The 24,142-nt window shown below is 61.6% G+C and carries 23 protein-coding genes; 9 read left to right on the forward strand and 14 right to left on the reverse strand.

Annotation, left to right across the window (positions count from 1 at the left end; all coding sequences use genetic code 11):
- The first annotated feature begins 19 nt into the window (after positions 1-19).
- Both ypfJ and AC3WTM_RS05750 read left to right on the forward strand, forming a co-directional pair.
- Positions 20-937: a KPN_02809 family neutral zinc metallopeptidase gene (gene ypfJ, locus AC3WTM_RS05745; RefSeq protein WP_492587596.1), complete on the forward strand. Its 918-nt coding sequence runs from the start codon at positions 20-22 to the stop codon at positions 935-937.
- Positions 938-1,897 (forward strand): macro domain-containing protein, encoded by a 960-nt coding sequence (locus AC3WTM_RS05750; RefSeq protein WP_102670819.1) that lies wholly within the window; start codon positions 938-940, stop codon positions 1,895-1,897. It begins immediately after the preceding gene.
- 143 nt (positions 1,898-2,040) lie between these two features.
- Here the strand turns inward: AC3WTM_RS05750 and AC3WTM_RS05755 are convergent, their stop codons facing one another.
- The 3 genes from AC3WTM_RS05755 to AC3WTM_RS05765 form a co-directional block, all read right to left on the reverse strand.
- The gene (locus AC3WTM_RS05755) at positions 2,041-2,634 is read right to left on the reverse strand and encodes an HAD family hydrolase (RefSeq protein ID WP_102670818.1); all 594 of its coding nucleotides are present in this window, start codon (positions 2,632-2,634) and stop codon (positions 2,041-2,043) included.
- Positions 2,631-3,500: an acyl-CoA thioesterase II gene (gene tesB / locus AC3WTM_RS05760; protein ID WP_090451550.1), complete on the reverse strand. Its 870-nt coding sequence runs from the start codon at positions 3,498-3,500 to the stop codon at positions 2,631-2,633. The genes AC3WTM_RS05755 and tesB overlap by 4 nt, the downstream gene beginning before the upstream one ends.
- Before the next feature lie 106 nt (positions 3,501-3,606).
- On the reverse strand, positions 3,607-4,176 hold the full coding sequence (locus tag AC3WTM_RS05765; RefSeq protein WP_057713194.1) for a GNAT family N-acetyltransferase: 570 nt from the start codon (positions 4,174-4,176) through the stop codon (positions 3,607-3,609).
- Between the two features lie 79 nt (positions 4,177-4,255).
- On the opposite strand from AC3WTM_RS05765, the gene AC3WTM_RS05770 reads away from it, so the two are divergent.
- Positions 4,256-5,176 (forward strand): histone deacetylase family protein, encoded by a 921-nt coding sequence (locus AC3WTM_RS05770; protein ID WP_102670817.1) that lies wholly within the window; start codon positions 4,256-4,258, stop codon positions 5,174-5,176.
- A 292-nt stretch (positions 5,177-5,468) separates the two neighbouring features.
- The gene (locus tag AC3WTM_RS05775) at positions 5,469-6,710 is read left to right on the forward strand and encodes a TIGR03862 family flavoprotein (RefSeq protein ID WP_102670815.1); all 1,242 of its coding nucleotides are present in this window, start codon (positions 5,469-5,471) and stop codon (positions 6,708-6,710) included.
- Between the two features lie 117 nt (positions 6,711-6,827).
- Here the strand turns inward: AC3WTM_RS05775 and rhlE1 are convergent, their stop codons facing one another.
- Complete coding sequence (gene rhlE1 / locus AC3WTM_RS05780) at positions 6,828-8,168, reverse strand: RNA helicase RhlE1 (RefSeq protein WP_102670814.1); 1,341 nt, start codon at positions 8,166-8,168, stop codon at positions 6,828-6,830.
- A gap of 65 nt (positions 8,169-8,233) precedes the next feature.
- Positions 8,234-9,175 (reverse strand): drug/metabolite exporter YedA, encoded by a 942-nt coding sequence (gene yedA / locus AC3WTM_RS05785; protein ID WP_102670813.1) that lies wholly within the window; start codon positions 9,173-9,175, stop codon positions 8,234-8,236.
- 165 nt (positions 9,176-9,340) lie between these two features.
- Here yedA and AC3WTM_RS05790 point away from each other — a divergent pair, with 165 nt between their 5' ends.
- The gene (locus AC3WTM_RS05790; protein ID WP_102670812.1) at positions 9,341-9,793 is read left to right on the forward strand and encodes an Lrp/AsnC family transcriptional regulator; all 453 of its coding nucleotides are present in this window, start codon (positions 9,341-9,343) and stop codon (positions 9,791-9,793) included.
- A 129-nt stretch (positions 9,794-9,922) separates the two neighbouring features.
- On the opposite strand, the gene AC3WTM_RS05795 is transcribed toward AC3WTM_RS05790, so the two are convergent.
- From AC3WTM_RS05795 to AC3WTM_RS05805, 3 genes are all read right to left on the reverse strand, one after another.
- Positions 9,923-10,528: a 3'-5' exonuclease gene (locus AC3WTM_RS05795; RefSeq protein ID WP_102670811.1), complete on the reverse strand. Its 606-nt coding sequence runs from the start codon at positions 10,526-10,528 to the stop codon at positions 9,923-9,925.
- A gap of 22 nt (positions 10,529-10,550) precedes the next feature.
- On the reverse strand, positions 10,551-11,030 hold the full coding sequence (locus AC3WTM_RS05800; RefSeq protein ID WP_007990686.1) for a LabA-like NYN domain-containing protein: 480 nt from the start codon (positions 11,028-11,030) through the stop codon (positions 10,551-10,553).
- A gap of 120 nt (positions 11,031-11,150) precedes the next feature.
- Positions 11,151-11,933, reverse strand: a complete 783-nt coding sequence (locus AC3WTM_RS05805) for a DUF2076 domain-containing protein (RefSeq protein ID WP_102670810.1) — start codon at positions 11,931-11,933, stop codon at positions 11,151-11,153.
- 178 nt (positions 11,934-12,111) lie between these two features.
- Between AC3WTM_RS05805 and AC3WTM_RS05810 the strand changes: the two genes are divergently transcribed.
- Complete coding sequence (locus AC3WTM_RS05810) at positions 12,112-12,786, forward strand: YciC family protein (protein ID WP_102670809.1); 675 nt, start codon at positions 12,112-12,114, stop codon at positions 12,784-12,786.
- A 66-nt stretch (positions 12,787-12,852) separates the two neighbouring features.
- The gene (locus tag AC3WTM_RS05815; protein ID WP_102670808.1) at positions 12,853-13,932 is read left to right on the forward strand and encodes an endonuclease/exonuclease/phosphatase family protein; all 1,080 of its coding nucleotides are present in this window, start codon (positions 12,853-12,855) and stop codon (positions 13,930-13,932) included.
- Between the two features lie 82 nt (positions 13,933-14,014).
- On the opposite strand, the gene AC3WTM_RS05820 is transcribed toward AC3WTM_RS05815, so the two are convergent.
- The 5 genes from AC3WTM_RS05820 to AC3WTM_RS05840 all read right to left on the reverse strand — a co-directional run bounded on the left by AC3WTM_RS05820 (position 14,015) and on the right by AC3WTM_RS05840 (position 19,906).
- Entirely contained in the window at positions 14,015-14,848 is an 834-nt protein-coding gene (locus AC3WTM_RS05820; RefSeq protein ID WP_102670807.1) for an ABC transporter ATP-binding protein, read from the reverse strand.
- Positions 14,836-15,639 carry an ABC transporter permease gene (locus AC3WTM_RS05825; RefSeq protein WP_007990681.1) on the reverse strand — a complete coding sequence of 268 codons (804 nt, stop codon included), beginning with the start codon at positions 15,637-15,639 and terminating at the stop codon, positions 14,836-14,838. Before AC3WTM_RS05825 ends, AC3WTM_RS05820 begins: the two co-directional genes overlap by 13 nt.
- Positions 15,640-15,647: 8 nt before the next feature.
- Positions 15,648-16,634, reverse strand: a complete 987-nt coding sequence (locus AC3WTM_RS05830; RefSeq protein WP_102670806.1) for an ABC transporter substrate-binding protein — start codon at positions 16,632-16,634, stop codon at positions 15,648-15,650.
- Positions 16,635-17,023: 389 nt separating this feature from the next.
- Entirely contained in the window at positions 17,024-18,394 is a 1,371-nt protein-coding gene (locus tag AC3WTM_RS05835; protein ID WP_102670805.1) for an aspartate aminotransferase family protein, read from the reverse strand.
- A gap of 21 nt (positions 18,395-18,415) precedes the next feature.
- Positions 18,416-19,906, reverse strand: coding sequence for an aldehyde dehydrogenase (locus AC3WTM_RS05840; RefSeq protein WP_102670804.1), 1,491 nt, complete (start codon positions 19,904-19,906; stop codon positions 18,416-18,418).
- Between the two features lie 226 nt (positions 19,907-20,132).
- On the opposite strand from AC3WTM_RS05840, the gene AC3WTM_RS05845 reads away from it, so the two are divergent.
- A complete protein-coding gene (locus AC3WTM_RS05845; protein ID WP_102670803.1) occupies positions 20,133-21,062 on the forward strand; it encodes a LysR family transcriptional regulator in 930 nt (309 codons plus the stop codon).
- A gap of 3 nt (positions 21,063-21,065) precedes the next feature.
- Here the strand turns inward: AC3WTM_RS05845 and hrpB are convergent, their stop codons facing one another.
- Positions 21,066-23,582: an ATP-dependent helicase HrpB gene (gene hrpB, locus AC3WTM_RS05850; protein ID WP_102670802.1), complete on the reverse strand. Its 2,517-nt coding sequence runs from the start codon at positions 23,580-23,582 to the stop codon at positions 21,066-21,068.
- Between the two features lie 109 nt (positions 23,583-23,691).
- On the opposite strand from hrpB, the gene AC3WTM_RS05855 reads away from it, so the two are divergent.
- Positions 23,692-24,111 (forward strand): polyribonucleotide nucleotidyltransferase, encoded by a 420-nt coding sequence (locus AC3WTM_RS05855; protein ID WP_102670801.1) that lies wholly within the window; start codon positions 23,692-23,694, stop codon positions 24,109-24,111.
- Positions 24,112-24,142 lie beyond the last annotated feature (31 nt).

The following is a 24,142-nucleotide window of genomic DNA, read 5'->3' on the forward strand; positions in this document are numbered from 1 at the left end:
AACAGAAGAGGATTCCCACATGCTATGGAAAAAAGGCCGACGCAGCGACAACGTGGTCGACGCCCGTGGCGATGATGTCGGCGGTGGTGGCGGCGGTGGTGGCGGCGGTGGTGGCGGCGGCATGCGTTTTGGCGGTGGCAAGGGTTTGAGCCTGACGGCGATCCTCCTGATTGTCGGCATCGGCTGGATCACCGGCCAGGATCCACTGCAGATCCTCGGACAACTGACCGGGCAAATGGAGCAGCAATCGGCGCCCGCCACCAACCAGAGTCGCCAGGCACCGCCGGCCAATGATGAGAGCGCGGAATTCGTGCGCTCGATCCTCGGCGATACCGAAGACACCTGGGGCGCGATATTCCAGCAGGCCGGCCGCCAATATAAGGACCCGACCCTGGTGCTGTTCAGCAACCGCGTGAATTCGGCCTGCGGTCTGGCCACCTCGGCGACCGGCCCCTTCTATTGCCCGGCTGACCAGAAGGTCTACCTGGACATGGCGTTCTTCCAGGAAATGTCCCAACGTTTTTCCGCCGCGGGCGACTTCGCCCAGGCCTACGTGATCGCTCACGAAGTCGGACACCATGTGCAGACTCTGCTTGGGGTGTCCACGAAAATTCAGGCAGCGCGCCAACAAGGCCGGCAGATGGAAGGCGACGGTGGTTTGCTGGTTCGCCAGGAACTTCAGGCCGATTGCCTGGCCGGCGTCTGGGCCAACAATGCGCAGAAGCGCCTGAACTGGCTGGAACCGGGCGACATCGAAGAAGCATTGAACGCCGCAAACGCCATCGGCGACGATCGTTTGCAGCAACAGGGTCAGGGCCGTGTGGTCCCGGACTCATTCACCCATGGTACGTCGGCGCAACGGGTGCGCTGGTTCAAAACCGGTTTCGCCCAAGGCCAGGTTGGCCAGTGCGATACCTTTGCTGCGAAAAATCTGTAAATGAAGAAGTGGTTGTTGGTTGTTCTGTTTACTTGCACAACGTCCCAGGCCGCCGAGCATGGGGTCAAGGAACTCAGTTCAGGGCGCCTGCTGTTGAAGTCAGGTGAAATCGCGGTGGGCATCAGCCCCGCCCCGGAAAAAATCGAACGGGTGCTGATCGTCCTCCACGGTCGCTTGCGCAATGCGCAAACCTATCTGCAAAGCGGTGAGCACGCGGCCGAACTGGCGGGGCAAAGCGCAACGACCCTGGTGATCGCCCCGCAATTCCTCAATGAAACCGACGTCGCGGTCCATCCGGTGGCCGACACCGTTTTGCGCTGGCAAGGCAATGAATGGATGGCCGGCGGTGAATCCACGGCACCCTTTCGGCTGAGTTCCTACGCGGCGCTCGACGAAATCACCGCCCGCTTGGGTGACCGTCAGCAGTTTCCGGATGTGAAGCAAATTGTCATCGCCGGGCACTCCGGCGGCGCGCAGATGGTTCAGCGCTATGCGTTGCTCGGTCACGCGCAATCCGACCTCGATGCTGCCGGCGTGCAGGTGCGCTACGTGATCGCCAATCCGTCCTCCTACGCTTATTTCGATGAGCGCAGGCCCGTGGCATTCAGCCACGCCGGTTGCCCGAATTTCCATCGCTGGAAGTACGGGCTGGCGGATTTACCGGCTTACGCCGAAGGACAAACCGCAGCACAGTTGCAGGAAAGTTACCTCAAGCGTGAAGTCGTTTATCTGCTGGGGCAGCAGGACACCGACCCGAATCATCCGGCGCTGGATAAAAGCTGTGAAGCCAGGGCGCAAGGGCCGTCTCGATTGGCCCGCGGGCGTTTTTACTTTGACTACCTGAAGCGGCTGGCACCCAAGGGGTTGAACCAACAACTGATCGAAGTGCCCGGGGTCGGGCATAACGGGGATGGGATGTTTACCTCGCCAGAGGGACAGAAGGCGTTGTTCGGGCAGTAGTATTTGTGGTGTCTGGAAGGGCCGCTTCGCGAGCAAGCCCGCTCCCACATTGGACCTGCGGTGTACACATCATTTGTGAGCACCCGAGATCAAATGTGGGAGCGGGCTTGCTCGCGAAAGCGGCTCACCCGACAACAACGCCCTCAAACCGAAAGCATCTGCCGCAACTCAACACAATCCGCCGCATGCCAATCGGTCAATTCCGGCCATGGATTATCCGGCAGATTCACCAACACAGTCCGCGCTCCCGCCGCCCGCCCACAATCGAGATCGAAGCGGTAATCACCAACCATCACCATCTCGCTCGCCGGCACCTTCCATGCTTCGGCCAGTTTCAGCAACCCGCCCGGATGCGGCTTGGGCGGAGCATCATCGCGGCCCAACACATCCTCCAGCGCAAAGCAGTCGGCCAGGCCAATGGCCTCCAGCGTGACATGCGCCAGCTCCCGGGCGTTGCGCGTGAGAATGCCCAGGCGATAACCACGCCCGGCCAGTTCGCGCACCAGTTCCACCGCGCCCGGCGCCGGTTGCGAACCAAGGGCCAGGTCCCGCTCGTGCTCCAGCAGCCATGCATGTTTGGCTGCGGCTTCATCGGCCGGCAGTGCGGCGAGGTGGGTCAGGATGTCGTGTTCGGCAGGAATCGCCAACGCCACGCGAATCGCCGCGAAGTCGTGCACGGCCACCGTCAGGGTGCCGTCCATGTCGAACACCCAGTGACGCACGTCGGCCAGGCTCATGCCCAATCCTTGCGGTGACGGATCAAGCCTTCCTGGGTGACCGAGGCCACCAGTTGCCCGGCGCGGTTGAACACGCTGCCACGGGAGAAGCCACGGGAGTTGCCGGCCCACGGACTGTCCATCGCATAGAGCAACCAGTCATCGGCACGCAGATCCTGGTGGAACCACAACGCGTGATCGAGGCTGGCGACCTGCATGTCCTTGTGCCAAACCGACTTGCCGTGGGGCTGCATCGAAGTGACCAGCAGACCGAAGTCCGATGCATAGGCCAGCAGGTATTTATGCAGCGCCGGCGAATCAGCCAACGCCCCGTCGGCGCGGAACCAGACGTACTTGACCGGATCGGAGGGCAGCGGGTTGTAGGGATCTTTCTCGGTCACCGGGCGAAATTCGATCGGCTTCGGGCACAGCAGTTTTTCGCGCATTTTCTCCGGGATCAGGTGCGCGCGCTGCTGGGTGATTTCCAGTTCCGATGGCAGGTTTTCCGGACCGACCACTTGCGGCATTTCGGTCTGGTGCTGGAAGCCTTCTTCGTCGTACTGGAACGACGCACTGCACGTGAATATCGGGTGGCCCTTCTGGATCGCCGTCACCCGACGCGTGCTGAAACTGCCACCGTCACGCACCCGGTCAACCTGATACACCACCGGCAACCCGGCATCGCCTGGGCGCAGGAAATAGCCGTGCATCGAATGCACATGGCGCGCCTCTTCAACCGTCTGACTGGCCGCCGACAGCGACTGACCGAGCACCTGACCACCAAACAGCTGACGAAAACCCAAGTCCTGGCTACGGCCACGGAACAGGTTTTCTTCGATCGGCTCCAGCGTCAGCAGGTCGACCAGATCTTCCAACACTTGGCTCATTCAGACTCTCCTCACACAACGCAATACCGCGCAGTCTTGGCTGCGGCGGTCGATTCAGTTTCTGGCCCGGGCCAACATGTGGTCCATTGTAAACGTCCGTGTCAGGTTATCCATGCAAGGTTTGCAGCCATTGTTCACGGCTGATGCGGTACAACACGTGGTGATGCAGGGGATGATCGACGGAGAGCTTGGGATGATCGAAGTCATCGGCCGGATCGTGATGCATGCCAATCGCCTGCATGACTTTCTGCGACGGCAGATTACTGTCAGCGGTAAAGGACACGACTTCGCTCAGCGGCAAGCGGTCAAACCCGCAGCGCAGAGCGGTCCACGCCGCTTCACTGGCGTAACCCAACCCCCAGTGCTCGCGGGCCAGGCGCCAGCCGATTTCCGTGGCCGGGGTGAAAGGCGCGTCGAAACCGACCACACCGAGCCCGGTAAAACCGATGAATTGGCCGGTGTCCTTGCGTTCCAGAGCCCATAGGCCGAAACCATGCTCGGCGAAATGACCACGGATTCGCCCGATCAATGAGGCGCTCTCCAGCCGACTCAAGGCTGCCGGGAAATAGCGCATCACCTGCGGATCGGCACACATCGCCGCAAAGTCAGGTAAATCTTCATCGCGCCACTGGCGCAACAGCAGCCGAGCGCTTTCAAGCTCCAGTATTGGCTCCATCGTGCCCCGCCCCTCCATTTCAATGTCGCCAGTCTACAACGCTGGTAGGATCCGTCTCTCATTCCTACATGAAATGACCATGCCACTGCCGCTGATTTATCACGAAGACTACAGTCCAGAGTTTCCGGCGGATCACCGCTTCCCCATGGACAAGTTCCGCCTGTTGCGCGATCACCTGGTGGGCAGCGGCCTGACCCGCGACGCCGATCTGCTGCGCCCGGATCTGTGTCCCGCAGAGATTCTCGCCCTCGCCCATGACCCTTCGTATATCGAGCGCTACATGAGTGGCGAATTATCCCGCGAAGACCAGCGCCGCCTCGGCCTGCCCTGGAGCGAAGCCCTGGCCCGACGCACGGTGCGGGCGGTGGGCGGTTCGTTGCTGGCGGCCGAGCAGGCGCTGGAGCATGGCCTGGCCTGCCACCTGGCGGGCGGCACCCACCATGCGCACTACGATTACCCGGCCGGGTTCTGCATCTTCAATGACCTGGCGGTGATCAGCCATTACCTGCTGGAAAGTGGTCGGGTGAACCGTGTGCTGATCTTCGATTGCGACGTGCATCAGGGCGACGGGACTGCACGAATACTGCACAACACCCCGGAAGCGGTGACCGTTTCCCTGCACTGCGAGAAGAACTTTCCCGCACGCAAGGCCGAAAGTGATTGGGACATTCCACTGCCCAAAGGCATGGGCGATGCCGACTACCTGAAGGTGGTGGACGATGCACTCAACTACCTGCTGCCGCTCTACCAACCGGATCTGGTTCTGTATGACGCCGGCGTCGATGTGCATAAGGACGACGCCCTGGGTTATCTGAAGCTGACAGACGAAGGCGTCGCCGCCCGCGATGAAAGCGTGATGCGCCATTGCCTGGGTCGTGACATTCCGGTGGTCGGGGTAATCGGCGGCGGCTACAGCAAGGACCGCCAGGCCCTGGCCCGCCGTCACGGCATCCTCCATCACAGCGCGCAGCGCGTCTGGCAGTCATCAGGTTGTCACTGAGCTGTGGATGCTTTACCCACAATGCCTGTGGAGCTGCCTGTGGATAACCTGAGTGAAAAGGCCTGCAGCCCATGCGGAGCTTCGGCTACAGAGTGGTGGTTGTTTTTTAACCAACCCTCGAATTCACCAACGATCCCTGTAGGAGCGAGCCTGCTCGCGAAAAACGCAACGTCGCCGCCGAGCATCTGGTTTCCCGCGTAATCGTTCAAGACCATCGCGAGCAGGCTCGCTCCTACAGAGGTCTGGGCTGGTAGAATGCCCGGCTTCATTCGCCAAAACCGCAGCGCACTCCATGACCCGATCTTCGACCTCCTCCCCTTCCCGTGTCGCCATCATCGGCGGCGGTCCCGCCGGCCTGATGGCGGCCGAAGTGTTGAGCCAGGCCGGGATCAAGGTCGACCTGTACGACGGTATGCCTTCAGTGGGGCGAAAGTTCCTCCTGGCCGGCGTCGGCGGTATGAACATCACGCACTCCGAAGCCTACCCGGCATTTCTCTCACGCTACGCCGAACGCGCCCCACAGATCGCCCCGCTGCTGCGCAGCTTCGGCGCCGAAGCGTTGTGTCAGTGGATTCATGAACTGGGCATCGAGACCTTCGTCGGCAGTTCCGGCCGGATATTCCCTACCGATATGAAAGCCGCGCCGCTGCTGCGCGCCTGGCTCAAACGCCTGCGCGACAGTGGCGTAGTTATACACACCCGCCACCGCTGGCTCGGCTGGGACGAGCGTGGCGGATTGCGTATCGACAGCCCGGAAGGCGAAACAACCGTGCAAGCCGATGCCACCCTGCTCGCCCTCGGTGGCGGCAGTTGGTCGCGCCTGGGTTCGGACGGCGCGTGGACGCTGCCACTGGAGCAACGCGGCGTAGGACTGGCGCCGTTGCAACCCAGTAATTGCGGCTTCGAGGTGCAGGCCTGGAGCGAATTGATGGTCAGCAAATTCGCCGGCTCGCCGCTGAAAAACATCGCCATCGGCCTTAACGATGACGTGCCGCGACTCGGCGAATGCGTGATTACCGCCACCGGAATTGAAGGCAGTCTGATCTACGCCCTGTCGGCCCCCATCCGCGAGGCAATCAACCGGCAAGGTTCGGCAACCATTCATCTTGACCTGTTGCCGGGCCGGCCTGTGGATAAAGTTGCAGCGGCGTTGAGCAAACCCCGGGGATCGCGCTCCATGGCCAAGCACCTGCACAGTCAGTTGGGCATCGATGGGGTCAAAGCGGCGCTATTGCGTGAACTGACCAGCGCCGACTGCTTTGCCGACATGGCCTTGCTGGCCAACGCGATCAAGGCTTTGCCACTGACACTGGTGAAAACCCGTCCACTGGACGAGGCCATCAGCAGTGCTGGCGGGGTGTTGTTCGAGGCGATGGATGAGCGTTTGATGCTCAAGCAAATGCCTGGCGTGTTTTGCGCGGGAGAAATGCTGGACTGGGAAGCGCCGACCGGCGGCTATCTGCTGACCGCGTGTTTCGCCAGTGGGCGAGCGGCGGGGTTGGGGATGGTGGAGTGGTTACAGCGCAAAGATTGAAGACCGCAGCGCGCCCATCGCGAGCAAGCTCGCTCCCACATTGGAATTGTGTCGATCACAAATCCCCTGTGGGAGCGAGCTTGCTCGCGATGGCGGCTTAACAGACGCCGAAGTTAATCAAGGCTTACGCTTGCGCGGCCCGGTATTGAACACCGGCACCTTGCGCACCGGCTTGATCGATGGCTCAGCCGGCGCAACCTCACCGCTATCAACCCACCGACCCAGATTGCGTTTACCACCGCCACCACCGGACGCCTTGGGCTTCTTCGGTTTTTTCGGCTTCTTGACGACCTGGCCACTGGCATCGGTGTCCGGCACGCGGTGCTCCGGCTCGAAGTCCGGCTCGTTCTGCCGCTTCAAAGTCTGGCGGGTCAGCATCTCGATGGCCGACAGCAGATTCACTTCATCGGCGCAGACCAGGGAAATCGCCTCGCCCGTCGAACCCGCTCGACCGGTACGACCGATGCGGTGGATGTAGTCCTCGGCGACGATCGGCAAGTCGACGTTGACCACCAACGGCAGGTCTTCGATGTCCAGGCCACGGGCTGCCACGTCGGTAGCGACCAGGATCTGCACTTCACTCGCCTTGAAGCGGTCGAGCGCACGCTGGCGGGTCGCCTGGGGTTTGTCGCCGTGGATGCCGTCGGCGTTGATGCCCAGCCCCTGGAGTTTCTCCACCAGCGCGTCCACGCCGTTGCGGGTCTTGGCGAACACCAGCACCTGCTTCCACTTGCCCTTGCGCATCAGGTGCACGAACAGTTCCGGCTTGCGCTTCTTGTCCACCGTCACGATCCATTGCTTGACCGTATTGGCAGCGACGTTACGCGGGCTGACTTCGATAGTCAGCGGATCGTTGAGCATCTGCCCGGCCAGCAGGCGGATGTCATCGGAGAAGGTTGCGGAGAACAGCAACGTCTGACGTCTCGAAGGCAGCGCACGGTAAATGTTCGCCAGCTCCTCGGAAAAGCCCAGGTCGAGCATGCGGTCGGCTTCGTCCAGCACCAGGGTTTGCAACTGGTTGAACTTCAGCGCGTTCTGGCGGAACAGGTCGAGCAAGCGGCCCGGGGTCGCCACCAGCAGATCGACACCGCTGCGCAGCTTCATCATTTGCGGGTTGATGCTGACGCCGCCGTACACCGCGTAAGTACGCAGCGGCAGGTTTTCGGCGTACTGGCGCACGGCTTCGTGAACCTGCTCGGCCAGCTCGCGGGTCGGTACCAGGATCAGCGCGCGGACCGAGTTGGCGGTGACTTTCGGCCCTTCCATGGCCAGCAGTTGCAACAGCGGCAGGGCGAAACCGGCGGTCTTGCCGGTGCCGGTCTGGGCGGCGGCCATCAGGTCGCGACCGGCCAGCACCGCCGGAATGGCTTGCGCCTGAACCGGCGTCGGAGTCTGGTAGCCGAGCTTCTCGAGAGAGCGCAGCAAGGGTTCGATCAGGCCAAGGGTGGCGAAAGTCATGGGAGTACCGTAGGAAAATTCAGCGCGGTTGTGCGAAACAAGAGTGCAATGGCGCGCAGTTTACCCTAATTCACACGGGATTCTGTCGGCACTACCGTCGGCACGACCTTCTCCACCGGCTGCTCCGGTACACGACGCCACTGCGGCAGGCCAATCAGTACCACGGCGCTGATGATCACCAGCATGGCCAGTGCTTCCTCGATGCCGATGGTTTCGCCGACAAACACGATCCCCAGCAACACCGCCACCGCCGGATTGACGTAGGCATAACTGGTAGCCGCCGCCGGACGCACGTGTTTCAACAGGTACATGTAGGCGTTGAAGGCGATGATCGAACCGAACACGGTCAGGTACGCCAGCGCGGCCCAGCCTTCAATCGGCGGAACCTTGTCCATATGCTCACCGCTGACCGCACTGGCGATCAGCAACACCACGCCACCCACCAGCATTTCCACGGCACTGGCCATCGCCCCTTGAGGCAACGGTAAATGTTTGCTCCACACCGAACCGAAGGCCCAGGTGGCCGCCGCAAAAATCAGCAGGGCTGCACCCAACGGGCTCGATTGCAGGTTGGAGCCGAGGTTGAGCATGGCGATACCGATCATCCCCAGCACAATTCCCGCCCATTCGAGACGGGTATTGCGCGCGCCCCAGAAATAGCCACAGAGCAAGGTAAACAGTGGCACCGTTGCCACCGCCAACGCGGCCACTCCAGAAGCCACTCCCGTGTGTTCGGCCACGCTGACCGCCCCGTTACCACACGCCAGCAGCAATACGCCGATGATCCCGGCGGCTTTCCACTGCGCCCAGGTCGGCGCCGGCGCCCCGCGCCAGCGCAGAAAGGCGTACATCAAAGTCCCGGCAATGACGAAACGGATACCGGCGAGCAACAACGGCGGCCAGTACTCCACGCCGATGCGGATCACCAGGTAGGTCGAGCCCCAAATCACATACAAGGCGAAGAAGGCAGCGATCAAGGGTAAAGGAAAGCGACGAAAGCCGGACATGGAGGCAGCTCACAGGCAAGTACAAGTGAACGGCTATTCTAGAAAGGCTAGCGTCGGAAAATAAGTTACAAAACCTGTTTAAAGCGCCAGTACACTTTTCAAAACACGGAGTTCAGCGCTATAAACCGTGATTTCGAAAGTTGGCTATTTTCAGGAGTCACCCCGATGGATAAGTACGACCGCATGCTGCTCAGCGCCCTGCTGGAAAACGGTCGCGCGTCCTACGCGGACCTGGCGCGCAAGGTCAACCTGTCCGCCCCGGCCGTGGCCGAGCGCGTGGCCAAGCTCGAAGCCAGCGGCGTGATTACCGGCTACCAGGCAAAGGTCGACATGGCCAAGCTCGGCCTGCCGATCCAGTGCGTGATCGAACTGCGTCTGAACCAGCACGGCAACCAGAAAGCCTACGACGACCTGATCAAAATCCCGCAATTGACCGAATGCCATCGGGTGACCGGCGACCCGTGCGTGATCATGCAAGCGGCGGTGGGCTCGATGCCGGAGCTGGAAGAGTTGATCAACCGGATCGCCACGTTCGGCTTCAGCAAGACGTCGATTGTGTTGTCGAGTGCGATAGAGAAGCGGGTGCCTTTGGGGCAGTTGGAGGCGAACGGCAAATAGCTTTTCTGTAGGAGCGAGCTTGCTCGCGATGGTCGCCAACGATAACGCGGGAAACCTGATACCCCGTGTTGTTCTCGGGTTCATCAAGAGCAAGCTCGCTCCTACAAGGTGTTTGCGGTGTTTTCGGGATCAGCGATAGCGCTTGAGGTGTTCGTTTACCTTCGCCGCCGGCACTTTCTGCAATTTGCACAGCAGGTCATGGGACAGCTCGCGCAAGCCGTGCTTCTGCCGCAGCTCTTCGGCCAGATGTGTGGTCAGGTTGGCAGCCATCTCGGCATCGGCCATGGCCCGGTGAGCCTTGCCGGTGTGGGGCAGGTTGGCGAACGTGGTGAGGGTGCCGAGTTTGTGGTTCGGCGCAGCGGGCATCAGGCGGCGAGCCAGCAGCAGCGAGCAGGCAAAGTTCTGCAGGCGGGTGCGTTTGATTCGCCCCAGTTCGAAGTCCCAGAACTTCTGGTCGAACGCGGCGTTGTGCGCGAGCAACGGCGTGCAGCCGACGAATTCATTCACTTCGTTCATCACCTGCTCCGCCGACGGCGCGGTGCGCAGCATGGCGTTGCTGATGCCGGTGAGTTGTTCGATGAAGGCCGGGACGCGCACGCCGGCGTTCATCAGGCTTTGGTAACGCTCGACGATGCGCCCCTGTTCAAGGATCACCACGGCGATTTCCGTGGCCCGGCAACTGCTGCTCGGTGAGATCCCGGTGGTTTCAAAGTCGATGACTGCGATGCGTTCCAAACCTGGTTCAACTCCGTAAAAATCAATTCTTGAGCAGCAACGCGCCTTCGATCGGCACGTAACGGCTGGCGGCGCGTATCAGCGAGTTGGCGGTCAGGCCCGGCACACCGTAGGCCACTGCTTGTACGCCGTGTTTGCTGATAATGCGTTCGAGCAGCATGTCGAAATCACCGTCGCCGGAGGCCAGGACGATTTCATCGACATGGTCGGCGGCATCCATGATGTCGAGGGTGATGCCCACGTCCCAATCGCCCTTGGCTGAGCCATCGCTGCGCTGGATATAGGGTTTGAGCTTCACGGTGAAACCGAGGTTGCGCAGGATCTGCTGGAACTGCTGCTGTTTGCTGTCGCCACGGTCGATGGCATAGGCGTAGGCTTCGACGATCTCGCCCTGCTTGCTGATGTCAGCCCACAGTGCGGCGTAGTTGAAGTGGCAACCATAAGCCTGACGCACGGTGTAGTAGAGGTTCTGGACATCGGCGAACACTGCGATTTTTTTCACCGGCTTTCCTCAGGGCTGAATCAGGCACCAGGCCCGAAAAGTCGCCCAGTATGCCAGCCCTGAGGATTGTTCCGCGAATAATCGGCCCGGAGCGCGGTTGCGCTCCGGACGAATGGCGTATCAGACGAAGGAATCGTCGTCGCTGCCGAACAACGAGTCATCGCTATAGTCAGCGTCGCTGAACCCGCCCTGATCGTTGCTGTAGGAGTCGTTACCGGCCATACGCTGGTCATCGCCCCAGCCATTGTTGCCCTGGTCGTTGACCTGGGCCGGCTCTTCCTTGATGACTTCGACGACTTCCGGTTGCTGATTGTGATGGAACAGGCTGCTGATGCCTTGTGCCAGCATCACGCCACCCGCCACGCCTGCGGCGGTTTTCAGCGCACCACCGAGGAAACTGCTGCCGGCCGCTGCCGGAGCCTGTTGCTGTGGTGCATAGCCTTGCTGGGGAAAGTTCTGCGGCGGCGCGCCGAAGTTTTGCTGTGGCGGTTGCGAACCGAACGACGAGCGTCCCGGCTCGCGCCAGCCACCGCTCGAGGGTGGTGAGCTCTGGGTGGGTGCAGGCTGTGGCTCACGAGAGTTGCCGCCAAAGATGCTCGACAAAAAGCCACCGCTGCTCGGCGCTGGGGCCGGGGCCGGGGCCGCCTGGGCCTTGGCCTGTTGCAGTTCGGCCTGCAACTGCTGGACTTGCTGGGTCAGTTGCCTGTTCTGTTCATCGAGGCTCTTGATCGCCGCCTCTTGCACCAGAATCGCCTGGGTCATGAAATAACCTGCTGCGGGCTGGCGCGTCAGGTGTTCCTTGATCCGCGCCTCGGCCTGGGCGTCGCGCGGGGCTGAGTCCGTTTCGGCCTGCTGCAGCCGGGAAAACAGTCCATCGATCAGGGTTTGTTCTTCGCTGTTCATGGCGACCTCGTAGATTGCCGGGAAAATCGTTGCCTTTATCCAATGAGGATAAGGTGCCCGACCTTAATGGAGGCTGAAACAAGATGTTTCAATGACATTTACCGAACGTTTACGTTTGCGCCTACGAGCGCTTGATCGGTTAAAGTGAGCCACTGCTTCCAACCTGCGATACCCACTGATGAATCCGTTAGATGTCCTGCGTGACTCGCTGTATTTCTTCAAGCGCAATCTGAGCCAGATCGTGCAACTGTGCCTGCCGCTGGTGATACTTGAGGCGCTGCTGCAACAAGTGGTCGACCACTCCACCGAGGTGGACAGTTTCCCCGGCATCAGCGTGATAGTCGGCTTGCTGGTGTACCCGCTGTACACCGCCGCGCTGATTCTGTTTCTCGACGCCCGCAGCCGCGGCGAGTCGCCGCGCAACCGCGACCTGCTGGCGATGGCCGCGAGCCTGTGGCCGCGCTTCGCCCTGCTGACCGCGCTCAATACCGTGCTGATTCTGCTGGGCCTGTCACTGTACTTCCTGCCCGGTATCTACCTGATGGTGACCCTGGCATTTGGCGAATACCTGCTGGTGTTGCGCGGCCTGGCGCCGCTGGCGGCCATGAAGGAAAGCCTGCGCATGACCCAAGGGCATTTCTTGCGCATCCTGCTGTGCATTCTGTGTGTGATGGGGCCGTTGTGGCTGCTCAAAGGCGTGACGCTGGCGGCGTACCCCGAGCCTCAGAACCCGGTGTTCTCCATGCTGATCGACAGTGCCCACAGTTTCCTGCAGCTATTTACCAGCGTGGTGCTGTTCCGACTGTTCATGCTGATCAACCCGTTGCCTGAAAGAAACGACAACTCGCTCTGACCTTGGGCGCGACCTTCGCTCTCGGTTATGCTCGGAAATAATCCTGTAACGCTAATAAGCCGAGCCATGACCCGTCTACTGCGCTACTTCCTGCTGGGCCTGCTGATCGTGATCGGCCTGATCGCCGCGATGATCTACAGCCTGACCTGGCGCCCCGATGCCAAAGAAGTGTTGCCCGTCAGTTGCAGTGCCCAGGCCCCCACCCTGGTCCCCGGGCAGGCATTGAAGGTGATGACCTGGAACGTCCAGTACCTGGCCGGCAAGCGCTACGTATTCTGGAATGACCTGACCGCGGGCACCGACGAACGTCCCACAGCGGAAGACATGGCTTTCAGCCTTGACGAAGTGGCGCGGGTGATTCGCGACGAACAACCGGACATCGTGCTATTGCAGGAACTGGACGACGGCGCCAAGGCCAGCGATTACCAGCACCAGTTCAAGCTGCTGCAAGAGCGGCTCGCCGACTTGTACCCGTGTGGCACCAGCGCGTTCGACTGGAAGGCCGACTTCGTGCCGAATCCGCACATCTTCGGCAGTGTCGGCCGGCAACTGGCAACCCTGAGCCGTTACCGGATCGAGCATGCCGAACGGCTGCAACTGCCAGTCGCCTCGGGCAATCCGGTCAGCCGCCAATTCAAACCCAGAGACGCCTTGCTGGTGAGCTACTTGCCATTGAGTGATGGCGGGCAAATAGCGGTGCTCAATACCCATCTGGAGCGCGCCAATCGAGCCGACAACACCTTACAAAACCAGGTGAACGCCGTGGCCAGGGCCCTCGATAAACTCGAAAGCCGTGGCACGCCGTGGTTGATCGGTGGGGATTTCAACCTGTTGCCGCTGGGCCAGTATCAGCGCCTGCCCGATGCTCAACGCGCGCCTTACTCCGCCGACAGCTTGCTGCACCTGCTGTGGGACAAGTACCCGATGATCCCGACCAACAACGAAGCCAGTGGTATCGACCGCAAGCGCTGGCTGACCCACTACCCGAACGATCCCGGACTGAACGGCCCGGACCGGACCGTCGACTACCTGTTCTACAGCCCGCGGATCAAACGGGTAGAGGCGATGGTGCGGCAGGACGATACATTGCGCATCTCCGATCACCTGCCAGTGATTGCGCGCTTCCTTCTACCGGCTGCGCCCTGACACCTCACCCCAGCCAGACACAAAACCTGTGGGAGCGAGCTTGCTCGCTCCCACAGGGATGGGGCACGGGCTGGAATCGGGTTTAATGCACCTCTTCCAGATCATCATGCAGCAGCCCGAAGATCTCGCGCTTCATCTCGATGAACGAGCGCTCCATGACCATGTCCAGGTTCCGTGGACGTTCAATCGGCACATCCAGAATCTGCTTGATCCGCCCTGGCCTGGCGCCCATCACATACACCCGGTCACCCAGCAGGATCGCCTCATCGATGTCGTGGGTCACGAACAACACGGTCTTCTTGCTGTTACCCCAGACCCGCAGCAACAACTGCTGCATCTGCAAACGCGTCTGGCTGTCGAGGGCGCCGAAGGGTTCGTCCATCAGCAGGATCTGCGGGTCATTGGCCAACGCCCGGGCAATGGCGACACGCTGCATCATCCCGCCAGACAACTGCTTGGCGTAGTTGTCGGCAAAGCCGCTCAGGCCCACTTCATTGACGTAGTAGTCGACGATGTCCTTGCGTTGCGCCGCCGGCATGCCGCGCCGCTTGAGGCCGAACTCGACGTTCTGGCGCACCGTCAGCCACGGGAACAGCGTGTAGCTCTGGAACACCATGCCGCGATCCGCACCGGGGCCTTCCACCTGTTGGCCGCCGACGTAAATCTCGCCCGAGGTCGGTTCGGCCAGGCCGGCGGTGAGGTACAGCAGGCTCGACTTGCCGCAGCCCGAAGGCCCCACCAGCACAGCGAATTGCTGGTCCGGCACCTCGAACGACACCTCCTGTAACGCGGTAAAGATTCCGCCATCGGGTTTCCTGTAGCTCAGGCTGACCTTGTCCACTTGCAGCCGTGGCGCGTTCACCGGGGCGGCCTGGGGGGCGACAAAACGATGAGTGGCGGCGGTTACTGAGCCCATGCGGTGATCCTCAGACGAAGGAAACGGAACAGTTGATCGGTGACCAGGCCCAGCAGGCCGATGATCGCGATGGCGAGGAAAATCACATCCACCTGGAAGCCACGCATGGCCTTTAGGCTCAGGTAACCCAGGCCACTGGAAGCAGCGACCAGTTCAGCCACCACCAGATAAGTCCAGGCCCAGCCCATGGTCACCCGCAAGGTGTCGAGCACGCCCGGCAGGGACGCCGGGGCGATCACATGCAGCACCGCGTCACGACGGTTCGAGCCAAGTGTGTAGGAAGCATTGATCAGGTCCTTGGAGATGCCTTTGGACACGTCCGCGATCATCACCAGTTGCTGGAAGAACACGCCGAAAATGATCACCGACACCCGCTGCTCCAGACCGATGCCGATCCACAGGATGAACAGCGGCACGAACGAGGTCACCGGCAGGTAGCGAATGAAATTCACCAGCGGCTCAAGGAAGGCCTGGACGATGCGAAAGCTGCCCATCAACAAGCCCAGGGGCACCGCCACCAGGGACGACACGATGAAACCGACCATCACCACTTCGACACTGGCCCACACATGTTGGCCAAGGGTGCCGTCGCGGCCTAACCGCACGGCGGCCTCGACCACCGCGCCCGGCGTCGGCAGGAACATGCCCGGCACCACGCCGCCGTAGGACAACCCGGCCCACAGGCCGACCAACAGCACCCAGGCCAGGCCGCTCGCGCTCCAGATCACCGAGACCGGCAATCCGGTCTTGGGCGTGATGCAGCGGCTCAGCCATGAATTGCGCTTGAACATGCAGCCTCCTAGAGCGGGGTGACGAAGCGGTTGTCGATCAGGTCGTCATTGCTGACGTTGTAGGGCTTGCCTTGCAGCTCGCTGGCGGTCTCGTTGGCCAGCTTGATCAGCGGTGCGCTGTCACCCGGTTTACCCGGCGAGCCCAGCAGTTTTTCGCTCATGGCCTGATCGTAGAAACGCACGCCCTGTGCGGCCGCTTCCATTTCCTTCGGATCGGCCAGATAACCGCCGACACCCTTGGCCATGATTTTGTAGGCTTCCTGTGGATGATCCTTGGTGAACTGCACAGCTTTGTACAAACCGGCCACCAGGGCCTTGACGTCTTCCGGCTGTTTTTCGATCACGCTGCAGTTCAGTGCGACCACATCGACGATCACCCCCGGTGTGCTGCTGCTGTCGATCAGCACCTTGCCCTGTTTCTTGTCGCGAACCATCGACAAGTGCGGCTCCCAGGTCACGGCGGCCGGTACGCGACCGGCGATGAACGCAGTGGCGGCATCGTCAGCCGTCATGTTCTGTACGGTGATGTCGCTCATTTTCATGCCGTTCTTTTTCAGCAGATACGACAACCAGAACTGCGAGGTCGAACCTTCGTTCACCGCCACCGCCTGGCCTTTGAGCTCCTGCAGGCTCTTGACGTCCTTGCCCACCAGCACGCCGTCGCCACCATGGCTGTCGTCCAGCGCGGCCACAGCCTTGAAGCAGAATTGCGGACGGTACTTGAGCACCTCGTCGATGGTCGACGCCGAGCCGGACAACTCGCCGGAAGCTTGTGCGGCCATGTACATCGCCGCTTCCTCGACCACCGGCAATTCGACGGTCAAACCGTTTTCCTTGAAGTAGCCAAGGTCCTTGGCCAGGTACAGGGTGCCGTAGCCGACCCAGGTGGTATGACCGATGGACAGGGTGCCGGCCTGGGCGCTGGTGGCGACCGTCGCGGCGATGGCGGTGACCGCCAGTGGATGGGCAACGCGGGTAAGCAAGGACTTGATCATGGAGCACTCCCAAAGCTGTTGATTTAGTTTTGTCATGGGCAGTACGGCGAGCTCTGAATCGGCTGCAACCTGTGGTCTCTCGGGGACCCTTCGGCGGGCAGCATTCGGTGGGCTGGCGAGATCGATGTTGGCCCAAGGGCGGGATTAGGAAAATGAGGAAATATGTGGATGCGAACGATGAAAAAACTCGTTAGCGCGCACCGCGAAAGGGCACTGTGGGCGGGGATGCCCGAGGTGGGTGCAAGAGGTGAAGAATGTGTTGAATGGGCCATCGCATTCGCGAGCAAGCCCGCTCCCACAGGTTATGTGTAGTGCCCAAAACTTGCGGCAGACACAAATCCTGTGGGAGCGGGCTTGCTCGCGAAGAGGCCCGAGAGAACGCTACAAGATCAAATCCGGCCGTACTCCTGCGCCGTACGATCCACCGCTTTCAGGGTCTTGCCGATCAGCTCATCAATCTCCTCACGGCTGGCAATCAACGCTGGCGCCATGATCATCCGGCCCAAGGTCGAGCGAATGATCACGCCCTCCTCGAAACCAATCGTGCGGCAGCGCCACGCAATGTCGTTCTCGTTGGCAAAACGCTTGCGAGTGGATTTGTCTTCGGCCAGTTGCAACGCCGCAACCATGCCGGTGCCCTGGATGTCACCCACCAGCGGGTGCTTACCGAACACTTCGCGCAGGCACTGTTGCAGGTACGGGCCGATGTCATCCTTGACCCGCGTCACCACGCCTTCATCGCGCAGGGCCTTGAGGTTGGCAATCGCCACCGCCGCCGCCACCGGGTGCCCGGAATAGGTCAGGCCGTGGGCAAACACGCCGCCCTGCTCCACCAGCACCGAGGCCATTTTCTTCGACAGGATCAAGCCACCCATGGGGATGTAGCCCGAGGTCAGGCCCTTGGCGATGGACAGGGTGTCCGGCTCGAAACCGAAGTACTCGTGCGCGAACCATTCGCCGGTACGACCGAAGCCACCGATCACCTCATCGGCGCACAGCAGTACATCGTACTTGCGGCAGATGCGCTGGATTTCCGGCCAGTAGCTTTCCGGCGGGAAGATCATGCCGCCGGCACCCTGGAACGGTTCGGCGATAAAGCCCGCGACCTTGTCAGCCCCCAGTTCGAGGATCTTCGCTTCCAGTTGCTGCGCCGCGCGCAGACCGAATTCGGCCGGAGTCAGGTTGCCTTCGTGGGCGAAGAAGTACGGCTCGTCGATGTGCTCGATGTCCGGAATCATGCCGCCCATTTCGTGCATGAACTTCATGCCGCCCAGCGCCGTCGCGGCCAGGGTCGAACCGTGGTAACCGTTCCAGCGGCCGATCATGATTTTCTTCTCGGGCTTGCCGAGCACCTGCCAGTAACGACGCACCGTGCGGATCAACACCTCGTTGGCTTCAGAGCCGGAGTTGGTGTAGATCGCGTGGCTGTAGTGAGCCGGCAGCAGGCTGAACAGCAGCTCGGACAGCTCGATCACCTGCGGGTGGGTGGTGTGGAAAAACATGTTGTAGTACGGCAGCTGTTCCAGCTGCCGGCTCGCCGCGGCGGCCAGGTCCTTGCGCCCGTAACCGAGGTTGGTGCACCACAACCCGGACATGCCGTCGAGGTAACGCCGACCATCGTTGTCCCACAGGTGCAGGCGCTCGCCACGGACCATCACCCGTGGCCCCTCGTCGTTGAGGGCTTTCTGATCGACGAACGCATGGATGTGGTGCGCAGCGTCGGCGGCCTGGTAGTCGCGGGTATCACGTGGTGTGGTCATCGCCAGTTCTCCGTTTTGTTATCAGCGCAATTGAAACCAGGTGGTCTTCAACTGGGTGTATTTATCGAATGAATGCAGGGACAGATCGCGGCCGAAACCCGACTGCTTGCCACCGCCAAAAGGCACAGTCACGTCCAACGCATCGACGCTGTTGACCGACACCGTACCGGCCCGCAATTGTCGCGCCACACGGTGGGCGCGGTTGAGGTCGTCGGTCCACAGCGAGGCCGCCAGACCGTAGACGCTGTCGTTGGCCAGTTGCAAGGCGTGGGCTTCATCGTCGAATGCCGTAATCGCCAGCACCGGGCCGAACACTTCATCGCGAAACAGCGGCATGTCCGGTGTCACGCCGGTGAAAATCGTCGGCTGGATGAAGTTGTCCGAGCCGTTGAAGATCGACTGTCGACCGCCACAGCCCCTGGTCGCGCCTTGCTGTTCGGCCTGCTGAATGAACTTCATGATGCGCGCGGTCTGACGGCTGTCGACGATGGCCCCGGCGGCGCTCGACGGGTCCAGCGGATCGCCCGGCAACCAGCGTTCGGCCTGGGCTTTGAGGCGTTCGACAAACTCGTCATGGATCGAGCGCTGCACCAGCAACCGCGAGTTGGCCGAGCAGACTTCGCCCTGATTGAAGAAGATACCGAACGCGGCTTTCTCGGCCGCCAGATCCAGATCCTGACAATCGGCAAACACCAGGTTGGCGCTCTTGCCGCCACACTCCAGCCACACTTGTTTGAGGTTCGATTGTGCCGAGTACTGCATGAAATATTTGCCGACCTCGGTGGAGCCGGTGAACACCAGGCAATCGACGTCCGGGTGCAGGCCAAGGGCCTTGCCGGTCTGCTCGCCGAGCCCTGGCAGTACGTTCAGCACACCCGCAGGTAGACCGGCTTCCAGCGCCAGCTCAGCCAGGCGCAGGGCGGAAAACGGCGACTGTTCGGCCGGCTTGAGGATCACCGAGTTGCCGGCGGCCAGGGCCGGGGCGAGTTTCCACGCTGCCATGTCCAGAGGGAAATTCCACGGCACCACGGCAGCCACCACGCCCAAGGCTTCGCGGGTAATGGTCGCCAGCACGTTCTGCGCACTCGGCGCGACCTGATCGTAGAGTTTGTCGAGGCTTTCGGCGTACCAGCGGAACACTCCCGCGGCACCCGGCACGTCGATGTTGTAGGCATCGGCGACGGGCTTGCCCATGTTCAGCGAGTCGAGCAGCGCCAGTTCTTCACGGTTTTCGAGGATCAAATCGGCCAGGCGCAACAGTACTTGCTTGCGTTCGGTCGGTGAGCGCGCAGCCCAGGTGCCTGCCTCGAAAACCTGCCGCGCATTGTGTACCGCCGCGTTCACGTCTTCTTCACCGCAGGCGGCAACGTTGGCCAGGCATTGGCCGGTGGCGGGGTTGATCGCGGCGAAAGTCTGCCTCGACTGCGCCGGACGACACTGGCCGTCGATCACGGCCTGGTCGGGAAACCGCAGGGAAGCGGCCTTGCGTTGCCAATACTCAAGCTCGAACACGTTCAGATGCTCCAGAGGACATTCTTGTGTATTGGATAGTCGCTCAGGCCCAAGCGGTGGAAAACCAGTAAAAATGTGTTCGCAGGCCAAGAAAAAACTACGTAGCCAATCTCCCTTCTGGCGCAGCATGTGGTTATTGTTCAACCACAACAAATCGCTGCCCGAGCGGATAGGGGTGGCGCGCAAATTGCCAGGATGCCTGATCCGTTCTCCCCCGAGGTTTGCTGTGGCTGCCTACAATCTGCGTCAACTGAAGTACTTCATCACCACCGTCGAGTGCGGCAGCGTCGCCGAGGCCTCGCGCAAGCTGTACATCGCCCAGCCTTCGATCTCCACGGCCATCAAAGGACTGGAAGACAGTTTCGGCGTGCAGCTGCTGATCCGTCACCATGCACAGGGTGTGTCATTGACCCCCAGTGGTGCACGCTTCTACCGCAAGGCCCAGGAACTGCTGCGCATGGCCAGGGAGTTCGAGCAGAATGCCCTGGCCGACAACGATGTGGTCTCCGGGCAGATCGATATCGGCTGCTTCGAAACCGTCGCGCCGCTGTACCTGCCTCAATTGATCGCCGGATTTTCGGCGTTGTACCCGGGGGTGGAAATCCGCATCCGCGACGGCGAGCAACAAGAGCTGGTACAGGGCCTGACTTCCGGAGCCTTCGATCTGGCGATCCTCTACGAGCACGACCTCGACGGTACCATCGAGACCGAACCACTGATGCCCGCGCAACGGCCTTACGCATTGCTGCCGGCAGATCACCGCTTCGCCCAGCAGGCGCAAGTGTCGCTGCGGGATCTGTGCCTGGAGCCAATGATTCTTCTGGACGTGCAGCCGAGCCGGACCTACTTCGTCAGCCTGTTCGATGAGCTGGGACTGACCCCACGCATCGCCTTCAGCTCGCCTTCGATCGAGATGGTGCGGGGCATGGTTGGCCAGGGGTTCGGGTTCTCGATCCTGGTGACCAAGCCGCATTCGGAATGCACCTACGACGGGCAGAAAGTGGTGTGCGTGGACATCGCTGAAGACGTCACCGGTTCGGGGCTGGTGGCGGCGTGGCTCAAACGCGGGCAACTGACCAAGCCGGCGCAGTTGTTTGCGGATTACTGCCGCGAACAACTGACCGCCAAATCCGAAAAGCCGCATCAATTGCCTTAGCGACTATTTACGTGGCTTGATCCGCGCTGTCGCTTCGGCCACCAGCGGATCATCCGGCCAATAATGCTTCGGATAACGCCCCTTCAAATCCTTCTTCACTTCGGCGTAGGTGCTGCGCCAGAAGTTGGCCAGGTCCTGAGTCACCTGTACCGGCCGCCGCGCCGGGGACAACAGATGCAGTTTGACCACCTGCCGCCCCCCGGCAATGCGCGGGGTTTCGGCCAGGCCGAACAGTTCCTGCAAGCGCACCGCGAGAATCGGCGGCTGTTCGCTGTAATCCAGACGTATCGAAGAGCCTGACGGCACGCTCAAATGATGGGGTGCCAGTTCGTCCAAGCGTTGTGGCAGCGGCCACGGCAGCAGGTTGTGGACGATGCTCGACAGGTCGAGATTGGCGAAATGGCTGAGTCGCGAGACTTTGCCCAGATAAGGCATCAACCAGTGCTCGAGGTTTCTGAGCAGCGCGGCGTCGCTGACGTCCGGCCACTCGCTCTCGCTCTTGCCGGTGAGGTCCAGTTGACGCAACAAGGCGACCCGCGCCTGCCACTGACGTAGCTCCGGCGTCCACGGCAACAGCTCCAGCCCCTTGCGCCGCACCAGATTCACCAGCGCCTGGCTGCGTGCGCTTTCGTCGAGACCGGTCAGCGGTTCACGACTGAGGACCAGTTCACCAACCTTGCGCTGACGCTCGGCCCGCAGTACGCCTTCACGTTCATCCCAATCCAGTTGATCGACGCAGCGAACCTGCTCGGCCAGCACTGAATCGAAGAGTGTCGGATCGAAGTCCGTCGCCAGATAAATCCGCTCCTCACGCTGGCCCTGGCGACTGCCCAGATCGGCGATCACCAGCCAAGGCTGCTTCATCAGGCTATCGGCCTCGGCGAACAGTGCGGCACGTCCGTTGGCCAGGCGATATTCCGCACCACCGGCGCGCCGTTGCTGAGCGACCCGGTCGGGATAGGCCAGCGCCAGCAATGCGCCGAGCCAGCGCGGGTGATCTGGATCGCTGACCGGCTCCGTTGCTTTGCCCCGTAGGTAACCACGATACTGCCGCGCCAGTTGTCGTGCGCGCTGCACGCCGCCCTGAGCACCGCGTACGGCACGCTCTTCACCGGACAGCAGCACCAGTCGACTGTGCAGGTCAGCCCCGGCGCCGCGCAGGATATCGCGTTCGCCGAGCAGTGCCGCGACGTCGCAGGCCATGTCCGCCAGACCCAGCGCCTGGCCGCGCAACAGCAAATGCGCGATGCGCGGATGCGCCGGCAGTTCGGCCATGGCCTGACCGTGTCGGGTCAGCGCGTCACCCTGCAGAGCGCCCAGGCGTTCGAGCAAGTCCTGAGCCTGCGCATACGCGGCGGCAGGTGGCGCGTCGAGCCACACCAGCTGCCCGGGCGTCACACCCCAGCGACCCAGTTGCAAGGCCAGCCCCGCGAGGTCCGCCGAAAGGATTTCCGCATTGCCGTATGCCGCCAGTTGCTCATGCTGATCCTGGGACCACAAGCGATAACACACGCCCGGCTCCAGGCGCCCGGCCCGGCCCGCGCGCTGGGTGGCGCTGGCCTTGGAGATGCGCTGGGTGTCGAGACGGGTCATGCCGCTGCCGGGGTCGAAGCGCGGCACCCGCGCCAACCCGGCATCGATCACCACGCGCACGCCATTGATGGTCAGACTGGTTTCGGCGATGTTGGTGGCCAGCACCACTTTACGCTTGCCCGTCGGTGCCGGATCAATGGCTGCCCGTTGCGCGGCGAGGTCCAGTTCACCGTGCAGTGGGCACAGTAGAACCTGAGTGTTTTCGCCCAAGGCATCGGCCAGTTGCTGATGCACGCGCCGGATTTCCGCCTGCCCCGGCAGGAACACCAGCACACTGCCGACCTCGTCGTTCAAGGCTTCAAGGATGGTCTGCACCAGACGCGGCTCGATGAATTCACCGGCCTGAAACGGCCGTCCCCAGCGCATCACCACCGGGAACATGCGCCCTTCGCTGCGCAGGATCGGCGCGTCGTCGAGCAACCCGGCCAAGCGTTCGCCTTCCAGGGTCGCGGACATCAGCAGGATTTTCAGTGGTTGGTCATCACGAAACAGTTCGCGGCCATTGAGGCTCAGGGCCAATGCAAGGTCGGCGTCGAGGCTGCGTTCGTGGAATTCGTCGAAGATCAACAGGCCCACGCCTTCCAGCGCCGGGTCATCCTGCAGGCGACGGGTGAGAATACCCTCGGTGACCACTTCGATACGGGTGTCGGGGCCGACCTTGCTATCGAGCCGAATGCGATAGCCCACGGTTTCTCCGACCTTCTCTCCCAGCTCACTGGCCAGCCGCTCCGCCGCCGCCCGCGCCGCCAAACGGCGGGGTTCGAGCATCAGGATGGTCTGCCCGGCCAGCCATGGCTCGTTGAGCAAGGCCAAAGGCACACGGGTGGTCTTACCGGCGCCGGGCGGTGCTTCGAGCACAGCTTCGTGACGTGTAGCGAGGGCTTCACGCAGGGCGGGTAAAACTTCATCGATCGGCAAAGAAATCATACTGGCTCCAAAACAGAGGGCCGAGTATAACGGCGAACTGCAAGGCGTTCGTCAGGGTCTTAATTCATACAGACGACGTTTCGTTTCGAGATTACCCAGGAGATTTCATATGCGTGCTCCCTTTCGCCTGATTGGCGGTGTTCTGGTCGCAACCTTGCTGACTCAAGTGACCGCCTGCGGTTCGATCTTCTACCCGGATCGCCGTGGCCAGATCGAAGGCAAGATCGACCCGGCCATCGCCGCGCTCGACGCCGTGGGCTTGCTGTTCTACATCATCCCCGGCCTGATTGCGTTTGCCGTGGACTTCGCCACCGGCGCGATTTACTACGCGCCGGGAGAGACTGCCCAGGTTGCACCGGAAAAACTCAAGGAAGCCATCGGCGCCGACGGCAAAGTCGATAACCGCAAGTTGCAGACTATTCTGGAAAGCGAACTGGGTCGCAGCTTCCCGCTGAACGATCCACGCCTGATTCAGAGCAAAGGCAACGCCCAGCAACTGGCGATGTTTGGCCTGCAACCCGCCGCGTAAATCCCTACGCGCGAAAGGACTCTTCAAGGAA

The sequence above is a fragment of the Pseudomonas sp. EU05-FHT14B02 genome, from assembly GCF_058791055.1.